The organism is Polaribacter sp. 20A6 (assembly GCF_011378915.1).
Classification (GTDB): Bacteria; Bacteroidota; Bacteroidia; order Flavobacteriales; family Flavobacteriaceae; genus Polaribacter; species Polaribacter sejongensis.
This window is the reverse complement of record NZ_WTPZ01000002.1, coordinates 544,531-559,206: the sequence shown is the minus strand read 5'-3', so window position 1 is coordinate 559,206 and position 14,676 is coordinate 544,531. Positions and strand designations below refer to the sequence as shown.

The 14,676-nt window shown below is 30.2% G+C and carries 12 protein-coding genes; 1 reads left to right on the top strand and 11 read right to left on the bottom strand.

All coding sequences use genetic code 11. The annotated features are described in order from the left end of the window. Positions 1 to 68: 68 nt before the first annotated feature. Positions 69 to 2,435, bottom strand: a complete 2,367-nt coding sequence (locus tag GQS57_RS06245) for a TonB-dependent receptor (protein ID WP_165731712.1) — start codon at positions 2,433 to 2,435, stop codon at positions 69 to 71. 193 nt (positions 2,436 to 2,628) lie between these two features. On the opposite strand from GQS57_RS06245, the gene GQS57_RS06240 reads away from it, so the two are divergent. Beyond that, a complete protein-coding gene (locus GQS57_RS06240) occupies positions 2,629 to 3,627 on the top strand; it encodes a helix-turn-helix transcriptional regulator (RefSeq protein ID WP_165731711.1) in 999 nt (332 codons plus the stop codon). A 58-nt stretch (positions 3,628 to 3,685) separates the two neighbouring features. Here GQS57_RS06240 and GQS57_RS06235 read toward each other — a convergent pair whose 3' ends face one another. From GQS57_RS06235 to cydB, 10 genes are all read right to left on the bottom strand, one after another. Continuing rightward, positions 3,686 to 5,869, bottom strand: a complete 2,184-nt coding sequence (locus GQS57_RS06235) for an amino acid permease (protein WP_165731710.1) — start codon at positions 5,867 to 5,869, stop codon at positions 3,686 to 3,688. Between the two features lie 142 nt (positions 5,870 to 6,011). Beyond that, the gene (locus tag GQS57_RS06230) at positions 6,012 to 7,133 is read right to left on the bottom strand and encodes an ABC transporter permease (RefSeq protein WP_165731709.1); all 1,122 of its coding nucleotides are present in this window, start codon (positions 7,131 to 7,133) and stop codon (positions 6,012 to 6,014) included. 160 nt (positions 7,134 to 7,293) lie between these two features. Then, positions 7,294 to 8,400 carry an ABC transporter permease gene (locus GQS57_RS06225; RefSeq protein WP_165731708.1) on the bottom strand — a complete coding sequence of 369 codons (1,107 nt, stop codon included), beginning with the start codon at positions 8,398 to 8,400 and terminating at the stop codon, positions 7,294 to 7,296. A 96-nt stretch (positions 8,401 to 8,496) separates the two neighbouring features. Beyond that, entirely contained in the window at positions 8,497 to 9,225 is a 729-nt protein-coding gene (locus tag GQS57_RS06220) for an ABC transporter ATP-binding protein (RefSeq protein WP_165731707.1), read from the bottom strand. A gap of 56 nt (positions 9,226 to 9,281) precedes the next feature. Next, positions 9,282 to 10,184, bottom strand: coding sequence for an ABC transporter ATP-binding protein (locus GQS57_RS06215; RefSeq protein ID WP_165731706.1), 903 nt, complete (start codon positions 10,182 to 10,184; stop codon positions 9,282 to 9,284). Positions 10,185 to 10,328: 144 nt separating this feature from the next. Next, positions 10,329 to 11,234 (bottom strand): HlyD family secretion protein, encoded by a 906-nt coding sequence (locus GQS57_RS06210; protein WP_165731705.1) that lies wholly within the window; start codon positions 11,232 to 11,234, stop codon positions 10,329 to 10,331. Positions 11,235 to 11,334: 100 nt separating this feature from the next. Next, on the bottom strand, positions 11,335 to 12,585 hold the full coding sequence (locus tag GQS57_RS06205) for a TolC family protein (RefSeq protein ID WP_165731704.1): 1,251 nt from the start codon (positions 12,583 to 12,585) through the stop codon (positions 11,335 to 11,337). 1 nt (position 12,586) lies between these two features. Beyond that, on the bottom strand, positions 12,587 to 13,198 hold the full coding sequence (locus GQS57_RS06200) for a TetR/AcrR family transcriptional regulator (protein ID WP_165731703.1): 612 nt from the start codon (positions 13,196 to 13,198) through the stop codon (positions 12,587 to 12,589). Positions 13,199 to 13,287: 89 nt separating this feature from the next. Further along, complete coding sequence (locus GQS57_RS06195) at positions 13,288 to 13,584, bottom strand: hypothetical protein (protein ID WP_165731702.1); 297 nt, start codon at positions 13,582 to 13,584, stop codon at positions 13,288 to 13,290. 15 nt (positions 13,585 to 13,599) lie between these two features. Then, complete coding sequence (gene cydB / locus GQS57_RS06190; protein ID WP_165731701.1) at positions 13,600 to 14,673, bottom strand: cytochrome d ubiquinol oxidase subunit II; 1,074 nt, start codon at positions 14,671 to 14,673, stop codon at positions 13,600 to 13,602. Positions 14,674 to 14,676 lie beyond the last annotated feature (3 nt).

Sequence of the window (14,676 nt, the reverse complement as noted above, 5' to 3'; positions counted from 1 at the left end):
TATGATATTTTAAAACAGAAAAGAGAACGCACAAACAACAACGCTCTCTTTTCAACATTTAATAATAATTAAAACAAACTATACGTAAGACCTAGTCTAAAGTTAAAAGGTTTTTGAGGTATTCCGTAACCATTGTAATATTCTTTATCAAAAATATTATCTGCCTTAAAACTTACTTTGTAATTATCTTTTTTGTAAAATACAGTAGCATCTACCGTTGTATACGCTTCTGAACCAAAGTTATTTGTTGTACTGTTATAAATTTCGCTCATATGATTAGCTCCTACTCCAAAGCCCAAACCTTTTGCACTTCCTTTTAAAGCTTGGTAACTTAACCAAAAGTCCCAAACTGTTTCTGGTGTGTAACTTAAGCTGTTTCCTAAAACAGCTTCACTACCAAAACTCACTTTTTCTAAAGTAGCATTGTTTTTAGTATATCCTGCAACAATATTTAAACCTGGTAATGGATTTGCAATTAAATCAATTTCGAAACCTTTACTTAAGGTTTCTCCTGTTTGAGAGCTAATTCCGTTTTCATCTACAATAATATCATTATCGATATTAATGTTGTAGTAACTAATTGTACTTAATAATTTACCGTTAAAGAAATCTAGTTTTGTACCAATTTCAAATTGTTTTGCTCTTTCTGGATCCCAAGAAATAATTTCTCCATTTCCGTTATCTGAAGGCGCATTATTGTTTAATCCATCCATATAATTTACAAATAAAGAGGCTTTATCTTCAAACGGATTATAAGCGACACCCAATTTTGTACTTAATGCATTTTGATTATAACCGTTATCTCTATCTACACCATTTGCTATGGTATTACTTGCCATAAAACGATCGAAACGTAAACCTCCTGTAAGCGTTAATTGTTTGTTTATAGTTATGGCATCAAAAGCATAAAAACCTAAAGTTTGAAATTTAGTAATTGTTTTATTTTTTGTTCCATCAGCTAAATTTGCTTCAAATTGATCGTTTGTTAAACCTGTAATAACAGGGTTTGTAGTATCTACGGCATCAATAGCATTCCAAACTCCGGTACGTTGTGTATCATCTAAATTATTTAAATAACTAATACCTGCAACAAATTTATTATCAACTTTATTACCTTCTACAACATTTAAAAAGTCTTGTTGAATATGTGTATTTTGAGTTTCTCTTGGATCTAATTGTAAGTAAAATCTATTAACGGTTGTTACATCTCCCATTACAACTCTTAAATAATTGGCATCTGTATACGAACTTGCTTTTGTGAAGTTCGTTTTTGATGTCCAAGTATCAGACAATTTATAATTCATGTTTATTTGAGATACTAAAGAAGAAAAATAACCAGCCATTTCATTTGTACCATAATTGGTATTAAAGTCCCAGTTTAAATCATCCCAAGAATTTACACTATCAGAAATTAAGGCTCCAGATACACCTCTTGCAAAGTTTAAATTACGTTTACTTTGGTTGTACTCTAGATTTGCTTTAATTGTTAACTTGTCTGACAACTCAAAAGTTAAAGAAGGCGCCAACATAAACTCTTTTATAATTCCTTGGTCTTGAAAACTAGCTTCATTATTATAAGCCCCATTAAACCTAAAGAAAACATTTTCTTCTTTGTTTAAAACAGTATTATAATCTATGGTTGCTCTATTTAAATCGTAACTTCCTGCGATGTAACCTAAATCTAATTTCTCACCATTATAAGCTTGTTTTGTTACTTTATTTACAACACCACCAAAGTTGGCAATGTTATTAACATTAGCTCCATAAAATAAAGAAGCAGGACCTTTTATCAATTCTATTCTTTCTATATTTTGAGGATCAATTGGAGCTTTTACCCAAGCAATTCCGCCATTTCTTAAATGAACATCAGATCTAAAACCTCTTAAAAATACACTCACATTACCATCATTAGATTGTACATAACCTCCACCAGTAATACTTTTAAAAGCAGAAGCTAAATCTGTATTTACTTGTTCTTTTAACAACGCATTTGTTACTACTGAATAAGATTGTGGATTGTTACTATTCTTTAACGGAACCTTTGCAACATATTCAGATTCCTTATGTGCAAATTGATTTAAACGTTCTGCAATAATTACAACTTCATTTAATTGCTCTTGATTTTCATCTAACTGAACATCATTTATTTTAGTTTGTAGAGAATTTACTTGAATTTGAATGCTTTTACTGTGCATTCCTATTAATGAAAACTCTAAAGTATAATCTCCGTAAGGAATATTTTTTAAAGAATATTTTCCATCAAAATTTGTAGTAGTACCAAATTTAGTCGACTTAATAATTACATTTATAAAAGATGCTGGGTTACCATCTGATGTTATTACTTTACCTGAAACACTACCTGTACTTTGTTGAGCATAGGTTGAGCTTATTAAAAACAACGCAATAATTGTTTTTAGAATTCTTGATATTTGCATAATATTAATTGATTTTTATTTTTTAAGATTTAAAAATGAAAGTGTAATTTTTAATATAAAATTAGATACCTTAATCTTTTACTGTTCTTATTTAGACTAATTATTAATAATGTTTTATTTTTGTGCAAATCTAGATAAGTAAAAATCTATTATTATAACGCAAAAGGTTTTTTAATCAACGAGAAAAGAAGAAATGAAAACAACACTAAAAAGTGCTATTTTTGATAAAAACATATTAGTAAAATCATTTCAAAAAAATTTTAAAACGTCTAATTACACAGAGGAAACAACTGAAATAAATAACAATAGTATAAAAGGAACACAAACAGAAATCTGTATTAATGGTTTAAGAATTATAATAAGAGATCTTAAAACAAAAGATTATAATATAGACGTACAGCATGATTTTCCGTTATATAAATTACAATTTGAAATAGAAGGTTATAGCCACTATGTACCTTCAGATGCATCACAAACAGAAATTTTTATTCCAAATGCGCATTATAACTTATTTTACTTACCAGAGGTTAATGGAAATCTAAATTATAAAACAAAAAGTAGAAAGACGTTAGAAATACTTTTTACAGAACAATATCTGAAGGATATTATTGGCACAAATTTTAAACAAATACTACATAAATTAGGTACAGCCATCTCTAATAAAACTCCTTTTTTAATGTGGAAAAAAAGTAAGCCAATATCCATAGAATTAAAAAACCACATTAATCAAATTATTAACTGCAAGTATCCTGATGATTTAAAAAAAGCATATCTAGAAGCAAAAATCAACGAATTGCTGATACAGTTATTAGCTAAAACTAATGAAGATAATTATGAAAAAGAAAATAGTCTTTTGCCTATAGAAGATTATAAGAATATTCTAAAAATAAGTGAATACATACATATAAATCTAGAAAAATCTTTAACAATTACTGAATTAGCTGCAACAATAGGAGTAAATACATCTAAACTTAAACATGATTTTAAAGTAATATATGCTACCACAATTTTTAAGTATATAACTAAAATTAGAATGGAAAAGGCAAAAGAATTAATATTAGAAAAAAATTACAATGTAACAGAAGCAGCATATAAAGTAGGCTACAAACATTCACAACATTTTACGGTTGCATTTAAAAAGATTTATGGTTACTTGCCTAGCAAACTAACAGATTTTAATACTTTTAAATAAGGTAAATATCTAAACTTAAATTACTAAAAAAAACAAGTAAAACATACACCTAAACCAACTATTCACCCTTTACAAAATCTAAATCTAGCACATTAAAATTATTGGCTGCTTTAACTAATAAAGTAGAGCCAATCGTCTCGAATAAGTCGTTTGTTTTAAGAATAAATTGAGCTTGTTTTTCAATTTTATAATTAGGAATTCCAACAATTGTTAAATCTGTAGATTTAGAATATTTTTTTATCAAACTGTAAAAAGGAATTTGATCAACAACGTTTTCTACAATTACAATTTCTACTAGCACTCTAAGATCTTCTACTAATTCAGATATTTTTGCATGAATAACATCCGGACTCACATTATTATTATCAACAAATAAAACACGAATAGAAGTTTGATTCCATTTTGGGGCAGCAATGATAAAACGGGCAATATTTAGCATCATTTCAGCATTCTTACTATCGGTTTCTCGCCACCATAAATCGATTGTTTTATACCTACCAAATTTCGACTTTCTATCAAAATCTAAATACAATAAGTTATAATCCAAATAAAGCAAGGTTTCCGTCATTTCTGCATATTCCGAAGAACCTTCTAACCCTTTTGGCCAACCCATCATAATCGTATTCGGTTCCACTCCGGAAAAACCAAAAGTAGTAGCAATATTGGTAATTCCTTTATATAAATTATCAACCTTAACTTGTCTAGCAAAAATACCTAATTCATTATAGATGTCTTCTCTAACAACCTGATCTCTCTTCTTTAAAGGAATTTTATTCTCTTTATCAATAATCAACTTAAAGTTAGTAACCACACCCGTTTTACCAGAAACGGCTTTACTTAATTCTAATAAATACCCCTGATGCTCACTACTTCCGCTAAAAAGAATAATATTTGGGTTCCAATTAGTGTCAATATCATGTTTTGTATCAATCTTCATCAAGCCTTTATTCACCACATTTTCCCAAACGCTTTTCCAGATATCTGTAGAATTTATTTTCACTTCCTTTCGTTGCAACATAAAATACAATCCTCCAATTACAGCCAAAGCCCCAATCATTGCAATCATGTCTAATTTAAACATCACTCCAAAACAAGCTACAAAACCCACCAAACCAATCCATCTTTTAATTTTAAAAGTAGGTTGAAAGTCTGGATTTGCCCAACTTTCTAAAAAATAAGACAGATTTATAAAGCCGTAAGCGGTTAAATAAAACATAGAAACCACTCGCGCAATAACATCCAATTCACCAATTAAAATTCCGGCTTCTGCAATTAAAAATACCAATAATAATGCATTTACGGGCTCATTATTTTCACCTCTTCCTTTGGCAAAAAAACGAGGCGTAACTTTATCTACAGACATGGCTTGTAAAATTCTTGGACCACCTAAAATTCCGCCTAAAGCGGATGATAATGTTGCACCCCAAACTCCAGCAATTACGGCAGGAGCAAAAAAGGCTATTTTCATTAGAATATTATAATCCGATTTTAAAACTTCAGAATCTATGGTGTAGGCTATAAAAACAGCCAAAACTAAATACACAATTAAACCAACCCCAATGGCAAGTAAAGTACCTTTAGGAATAGAGTTTTTAGGGTCTTTTAAATCTCCGCTCATTGCTATTCCGGCAGTAAAACCAGTAACTGCGGGGAAAAATATGGCAAAAACAACCTCTAAAGGAACCGAATCTTCCGTAGAAAACATAGATACCGTTTGTGGTGTAAAATCATGCGACCCAAAGAAGATAGAAACTATTGATAAAACAATGGCTCCTAAAATAAAATATTGAGATTTTAAGGCAACGGATGTGCTTATTAAAGCCAAAGCAGTAAGTAAAACTAAGGCAATAGTTCCCGTAATTCTAAAGTCATTTATTTCCATTCCGAAGCCCAAATAACTATTAAAACTTTCTGCAAAACCGATTAAATATAATGCAATAGAAAAAGCAGTACCTACATACAAAGCAATACCAATAGAACCACCAATTGGAACACCCATACTTCTAGAAAGGACATAATAAATTCCGCCTGCACCAATTTTTTTATCGGTGGCAACAGAAGACACACTAAGACCTGTTGAGATAGAAATAACATGTGCAATTATAATAATTAGAATAGCACCTAATAAGCCTGCGTTTCCAACTACCCAACCAAGACGCATATACATAATTACACCTAAAATGGTAAGTATTGATGGTGTAAAAACACCTGCAAATGTGCCGAATTTTTTAGTTTTAGACATTTCTTAAATCCTCTTTATTTAAACAAAGTGCTCTGAATACGATTTTTTGAATTCATCAATATTCTCTAACTGCAAGATATTAATAATTACTCAGCCTAAAAACTTAGTTAATGTTGCATTTTCTAATAATATACGATAGTAATTATGATGTTTTCTTATAACTCCAAACTGCCAAACCATTCATAACAATGGCAAAAAGTAATGTTTTTATTAATTGCGGAAGAATATCTGTAAAACCAGAACCTTTAAGCATTACCATACGCATAACCTCAACAAAATATTTTATTGGATTGAATTCTGTAACTATTTGTGCCCACTCTGGCATGCTTTCAATGGGTGTAAACAAGCCGCTCATCAAAATAAAAATAACAGTAAAAAACCAAGCAATAAACATGGCTTGCTGCTGTATGTCTGTAAAGTTAGAAATGAATAACCCGATGCCTAAAATCACCAAAATATAAATAGATGTGTATAAATATAGAAGTGCCAAACTACCAATCATAGGAACGTTAAATATCAGTTTTGCTAAAGTTAATCCTACTGTTAATAGCCCCATTCCTATCACCCAAAACGGAAAAAGTTTACCAATTATAAACTGACTCTTTTTAATAGGTGTCACGTTTATTTGCTCTAAAGTTCCTATTTCTTTTTCTCGAACAATATTCATCCCCGAAAGGAATAAAGTAATCATGGTAACGAGTAAAACAAGAATTCCTGGAACCATAAATGTTTTGTAGTTCAATGTTTTATTATACCAAAATAAAGGAATGGTAGCAATACTAACTGGTTGTATTTGCTTGTCGGAAATTTGTATTAAATCTGTTTTTATTTGCTGATTAAAACTTTGTATAATCTGTGTTACATATACGTTTTCTACACCTGCTGCTGCACCATCAATAGAGTTAATAGTTACTCCTAATTTATTGTATTTTTCTTTTTGTAAATCGCGCTCAAAATAATGCGGAATTTCTAAAACCACATCTACTTTTCCGTTTAGCATTTCTGAACTTGCTAATTCTTCCGATGGAAAATCGGTTAATACATCAAAATAGGTAGAAGCATTAAATTTTTCTATTAACGCTCTAGAGGTTGATGTATGATCATGATCTATATAGCCAAATTTGATGTTTTTCACTTCAAAAGTAGCCGCATTAGATAAAATAACGAGTTGTAATAACGGTAAAACAAAAATGATTGGAAGCATTCCTTTATTTCTAAAGATTTGCTTAAATTCTTTCTGTATGATGTATAATATAGTTTTCATATTTATAAAAGAATAAAGAGAATAGAATAAAGAAAAAAGACATTTTAGTTTAGCCTATCTTTTCTCTTAACTTTATTTACTCTTATCTAAATTTCACTTTTTTGTTTAACTGAATACTGCTACTGTCCCCTGCTACTGATTACTGAGACTGCAAACTGTTTCACTCTAATCTAATTTTATATTTTTTAATACTTAAGGCAATAAAAAACACGGTCATTCCTAATAAAATTAAGGTTTCTTTCCACACATATTGCAATCCAACACCTTTTAACATAATGCCCTTTATAATGATGATAAACCATTTAGCAGGTATAATATTACTGATTACTTGCAATGGCAGAGGCATACTTGTTATTGGAAATATAAAACCCGATAATAAAATTACTGGTAGCATTAACCCCATTAAAGAAATCATCATTGCAGTTTGTTGTGTAGCAGAAATAGTGGAAATTAAAATACCTAAAGCCAAGGCTGAAATGATAAATAAAACACTTTCTAATCCTAACAACAATAAGCTTCCCTGAACCGGCATTTTAAAGATAAAAATACTCAGCAACACAATAACAACCGCATTAATTATAGACAGAAAAATATAAGGAAATACTTTTCCTATAATTACTTGAAATGGTTTTATTGGTGACACTAAAAGTATTTCCATAGTACCTAATTCCTTTTCTTTGGTAATGGAAATAGAAGTCATCATTGCAGAAACCAGCATTAAAATAATTGTCATAACACCAGGAACAAACATATACACACTTTTTAGTTCAGGGTTGTACATCATGCGTGTTTCTGGTATTATTTGATATGCAATTGTAATTTCTTTATTTAATTCTTGTTGGTATTTTTGTAGAATCGCATTTACAAAATTACTAATGGTATTGGCTGTATTTGGGTCTGTAGCGTCCGTAATAATCTGAACTGTTGCTTTGTTTTCTTTAATCAAGTTTTTACTAAAATCTTTTTCAAAATTTAAAACGGCTTTTATTTGTCCCTTTTTAAAAATAGTTTCAATATCAGCTTCTTTTTCAATAATTTGCTTGATACTAAAATACTTTGAAGCTGCAATTTTATTAATAATTTCTTCTGTAGTGGCATCTTTAGAATGATCTAAAATAGCAATATCTACATTATTGATTTCGTTTGTAATAGCAAAACCAAATAGCATAATTTGAGCAATTGGCATTCCAAAGAGGATAAACAACGAGCGTCTATCTCTAAATATATGGTAGAATTCTTTCTTTATAAAACCTATGAACCTTTTCATTTTCTTTAAATTATTACACTGAGATTCACAGAGAACTCACAGAGATTCGCTGAGTTTTTTTTACTGAATACTGTGACTGTGACTGAAAACTATTTTTCAACCCCTCGCAAGTTTTAAAAACACATCATTCATATTATCTACTTTAAACTGTTCTTTTAATTTTTTTGGCGTGTCTAAAGCTTCAATTTTTCCATTTACCATAATCGAAACTCTGTCACAATATTCTGCTTCATCCATATAATGTGTGGTCACAAAAACGGTGGTTCCTTGGTGAGCAGCTTTGTAAATCAATTCCCAAAACTGACGCCTGGTAATTGGATCTACGCCTCCAGTGGGTTCGTCTAAAAAAACAATTTTTGGATCGTGAAGCAGAGACACCGAAAATGATAATTTTTGTTTCCAACCCAATGGTAATGAACCTACCAATTTCTTAGCAACACTTTCTAAGCCTAATTCTGCTATTAAAATTGCCGATTTTTCTTTGATTCGTTTTCTTGACAAACCATAAATTCCACCAAAAAAGGTGATATTTTCTTTCACTGTTAAATCGTCATACAAAGCGAACTTCTGACTCATATAACCAATGTTTTTTTTGATATCCTCTGCATGTGTAAACACATCAAAACCCGCCACTTTTACTTTACCAGAAGTGGGAGTAGAAATACCAATCAGCATTTTCATAGCCGTTGTTTTTCCAGCACCATTTGCGCCTAAAAAACCAAATATTTCGCCTTTTTCAACCTCAAAAGTAATTTTATTTACGGCTGAAAAATCTCCAAACATTTTGGTTAATTCTTCTACTTGTATGACTTTGTTATTGTTCATTTTATTTTATTAGAGACCTCACAGGTTTTAAAAACCTGTGAGGTCTAATACGCTGTTTATTTTGCTAATTCCATAAAAGTATCCTCAATAGTTGCTGATGTTTTTTCTATTGAAACATTAGATAAATTTTTCGATTCTAAATATGTTTTTAAATCATTTGGATTAAAAGCTGCTCTTGTATCTGTATAATGCACAAACTCTCCAAAAGGATATACACTATGGTTAAATTCATACTCCTTTAAATTATTAATAAGCTGATACATGTTATTTGCACCTACATTATAAATTTGATACGGATAATGTTTTACAATGGCTTCTGGTGTGTCAATTTCTAAAATTTTTCCATCCTGAATTAAGGCGATTCTATCACACAAAGCAGCTTCATCCATATACGGTGTAGAAACCAAAATGGTGATGTCTTTTTTCTGCAAACGTTTTAACATTTCCCAAAATTCTTTTCTAGAAACGGGATCAACTCCTGTTGTTGGTTCATCTAAAAACAACACTTTTGGTCTGTGAATTAAAGCACAACATAAGGCTAGTTTTTGTTTCATTCCGCCAGATAATTTTCCTGCCCTACGATTCTTAAACGGTTCTATTTGAACATAAATATCTTTAATTAAATCGTAATTTTCATCTATCGTTGTCCCAAAAATAGTGGCAAAAAAATCTAAATTTTCTTCTACTGTTAAATCTTGATACAATGAAAATTTCCCAGGCATATAGCCAACATTTTTCCGAATACTTTTATAGTCTGTAATTACATCAAAACCAGCAACGGTGGCAACACCTTCATTAGCAATTAAAAGCGTGGTTAACACTCTAAACAAAGTGGTTTTACCTGCTCCATCCGGACCAATCAAGCCAAAAAGTTCTCCAGGCTTTACTTCCAAAGAAATGTCTTCTAAAGCTTTTACCTTTTTATAAGATTTGCTAATATTTTTTATAATTATAGACATTTTCTTTTTTTTCTATGTGTTACTCTGTCATAACGATTTATGAGTTATTACACAGAGATTCGCCGCGTAAAATGAATTTCACAGAGGTATTTTGGTAACAACTAAACTATTATCTCAAATTCGTAAATTTTTAACTGCCAACTGCTACTGAGAACTGCTTACTGAATTGATCCACATTTCTGCTGGCATTCCTATTTTTAAGCTACCATCATTAACCACATTAACTTTTACTGCATATACCAAAGCAACACGTTCTTCTTTAGTTTGAATAATTTTAGGCGTAAATTCTGCTTCAGAAGCAATCCAGTTCACAGTACCTTCAAAAGACTTCATATCTTCCGTAGCATCAATTTTAACCGTAACTTTTTGTCCGATTTTAATGTTTGCCAATTGTGTTTCACTAATATAAACACGTAGTTCCATAGTACTTAAATCTGCAATTTTATACAAAGGTTTTCCAAAAGCAGTAATTTCATTTGGTTCTGCAAACTTGGTTAAAACGGTTCCGTTTACAGGGTTTATTATTTTACTTTTTTTAATTTGATCGTCAATTTGTTTTAATTGAACATCAATACTTTTTAGTTCATTTACAACAGGCGCATTCTGTATTTCTACACTTCTAATCTGACTATTAATAACATCTATTTCACCAGAAACATCATCTAATTGTTTTTGCGTACCGGCATTGTCTTTAATTAAATTCTCTACTCTATTTTTATTAATTCTGGCAGTTTTTAATTTTGAATTTAACACAGAAATCTGTGATAATACTCCTTTAGACTTGGAGCTAATTACAGACTTTGAAACGATTAATTGTTCTCGTTTTAAAGCGAGTTGTACCGTATCTATAAAACCTACAAATTGGTCTTTTTCTAATTGATCGCCTTCTTCTATAGAAAACTGAATTAATTTCCCGTTATTTTCTGCTGAAATCGTTATTTCTGTTGCTTCAAAATTCCCATAACCATCTGCTTTTCCATTGTCTTTTCCGCAAGAAAACAGACTCAAAACCATAATGCTTACTCCTAATATATATTGATGTTTTTTCATTATTAATTATTTTTACTTCTCTCCCGCAGATCTCGCAGATTACCACAGATTTTTATTTTGTTTTTTCTCTGCGCACATCTGCGTTATCTGCAGAAAATATTTACTTTCCTTTTATCGTATTATAATTCGCTTTTGCTAATTGTATTTGTATTTTATGTCTTAACAAGGTGTTTTCTGCTTCAAATAAATTGGTGAATTCTGTAATATAAACCGAAGATGTGATGACACCATTTTTAAGTTGAGCATCTAATGTTTTCAAGACTTTCTTACGAAGATTGATGATCTCTTCATCCCAATTTATAAAAGCAGAAATCTTTTCAATTTCTTGTTGCTGTTTGTTGAGTTCTATATTGGTATTTAGTTTAAAAATTTCAGTTTCATTTTCAATAATATCTTTGTTAATTGCCACTGTTGCTTGCTGCTTTTTATTGGTGTTCCAATCAAACACATTCCAATGTAATTTAACGCCCACTATATAATATGTCTGAAAAGAATTATCTAACATATTCAACCCAGGATTTCCATAACCGCCAGTTGCAAAGCCATTTAATTTTACCGAATTTTGTTTAGAAATAAGTGCTTCCTGACTGTTTATTTCTTCCTTTTTCAATTGAAATAATGCGAGTTCTGGTCTTGATATTTCCGTTTGTAATTGTGTTTCAACCATCGGTTTTTCAAACTTTATAGCCTTATGTATAGTTTTTCCAATTAAACTCGATAAAGTATTAATTAAAGTTGTTTTCTGACTTTCAATTGCTATAAATTGTTGCTTAATTTTTAATAATTCTGCTTCTAAAACACTATCCGAAGAAGGCAATAAAACGCCGTTTTTTATACCCGATTGTACTTCCTTTAATTTCGATTCTAATTGCTTTTTTTTAGCTTCTAATAAGTTGAACGTTTCTTCGGTTAATAAAACAGAAAAATACAGTTGATTAATTTGTGCTTTTAATTGATAGATATTGGAATCAACTTGTTTTTGTTTTGTTTTTAATTGCGCTTTTTTAACCTTTAAATTCGCCGCTGTTAAACCACCATTATAAATCAATTGATTTACAGATAAACTTGCTTTATATTGATCTTTATTTAAGGGATCTATATTCGCATTCGGAATCGGAATTTCAATAACATCAGATTGATACGTTGCTTGTGCATCTAAGTTAATTTGTGGCAATTTCGAATTCGAAATAATTTCTGTATCTAATTGATGTTGCTTCTTTAACAACTCATGTTGCTTAATTAAAGGATAGTTTGTTTCTACTAAATTATAACAATCATTAAGCGTTAAACGCTCTTGCGCAAATGCTGAGAAACTTAGTACTGTTATTAAAATGAATACTACTTTTTTCATCTTATTTTTTTATTGAATTAATGATAAAATCGGCAACTTCAGTTTTACGATCTTCTATGAGTTGCTGAAATCCGTCTTCTTCAACTGCTATTAAACCTTGGATTAATGGTTTCGCAATAAAAGGAAATACATTTAAGGCTAGAATATTGATAAATAATTGCTCTGCACTAACATTTTTGATAGTGCCATTTTCGACTTCAACAGCTACTTGGTTTTTGAATTTTTCTAGATTTGGAAATCCATTATTTCCCTTCATTTTTAACATAAAATCAGGATTTCTATTCAATTCTTGAATAATGAAATTAGGTAAATAAGGATGCTTCTCAATAAAGGAAATATAGTTTGATGAAAAATTTCGTACCTTTTCTTCTATGGATGAATCGTCATTTAAAACTGCATTTAATTGAGGCGCCAATAATGAAAATGCATTTTTAAATACAGCTTCAAAAAGTAATTGTTTACTTCTATAATAATAGTGAAGCATCGCTTTGTTTATGCCAGCTTCATTGGCAATTTCTTGCATGCGAGCACCATCCATTCCTTTAGATTGAAATACATTTTTTGCTGCATTTAAAATTTGTTCTTCTGTATTTTCGTTTTTAGTCCCGCTCATTAACTATTTAGTTCAACCAATTGGTTAACAAATGTATAATGAATTGAAACTAGATAAGATGACTTATATCATGTAAGCTATATAAACAGTTATTTATTAAGCTTATTATAGATTTTTTTAATGATAATCAACCCTAAAACACCTCCTAAAACGGAGACGATGCAGTTAATTATAAATAATGAAGTATTAAATGTACCATGTTGCATTATCGATTGCGGATTAAAGCCTAATCGCCCAAATGATTTAATGAAAAAGACACTTCCAAAAACACCCGCTATTGTATTGCCTACAATACCAAATGAATATTTTTTAAACAGCATACCAAAACCAATCGCTCCAATTATTCCTAACAAAATACTCAGTAAAGAAATTAATGTTTCTGTCATAATATTAGATTTAGACTAATGACCGTAATCCATTTTATCAACTTTACCACCCTTTAATCTTTTTTGGATAATTGCGTAAATCACAACTAAGATAATACCAATAATCCCCCAAATAAATGCAATAGACAAACCGTATTCTGGTGCCGCAGTATTGTATATAGTAAGTGGCTCGTGAACATCGTTAACAGAAGGTAAAATAACTGGAAATAAAGAAGCCAAAGAAGAAGTAATTCCTCCTAATATTAATAACGTTGATAACCAAAAAGCATGCACATCTTTTTTAATTTTTTTGATAAAAAACAAACCAACTAATCCTGTAAAATACAGCATTGGGAATACTAATAAATAAGGTTTATCAACAAAATTATTTAAAGAGTCTGGATTTACAATTTGCCAAACTGCTACCGAAAAAATAGTAAGAATTGTTAAAACAATATTCAACTTAAAAATAACACCTTTTAATTTTAAATTGATAGACGAATTAGTTTTTAAAATTATCCAATTAGCACCGTGTATTGCTAAAGTTACTACAGAAATTAAACCTATAATAATCGTAAACCAATCGATAACTCCTGGATGTTCTGTTAAAGGGCTAAAACTACTATCCCAAAGTGGTAAGAAAAAATAATGTCCTTCGTAAACAGAGGTTCCGTTTTCTACGCCACCTAAATTTACACCTCTCACAATATTCCCTAGCGCAATTCCAAAAAATAAGGCTAATAATAAACTAGAAACTCCAAAAGAAACATCCCAAATATCTTTCCACATTTGAAACTTAAATTGACTTCTAAATTCAAGTCCAATTGCTCTAAAAATAATCAACCATAAAACGATGATTAAGGGCAAGTAGAATCCGCTAAATACAGATGCATAAAATGTAGGAAAAGCCATAAAAAGCATTCCTCCTGCGGCTACTAACCAAACCTCATTAGAATCCCAAAATAAGCCTGCAGATTTTGTAATTACTTCTTTATCCTTTTCTTTTTTAGCAAAAAATAAATGAATAATTCCTGTTCCGAAATCATATCCGTCTAAAACAAAAAAGATCCCTAAAACAGTTGCTATTATAATGTACCAAAATATTTCCATCGT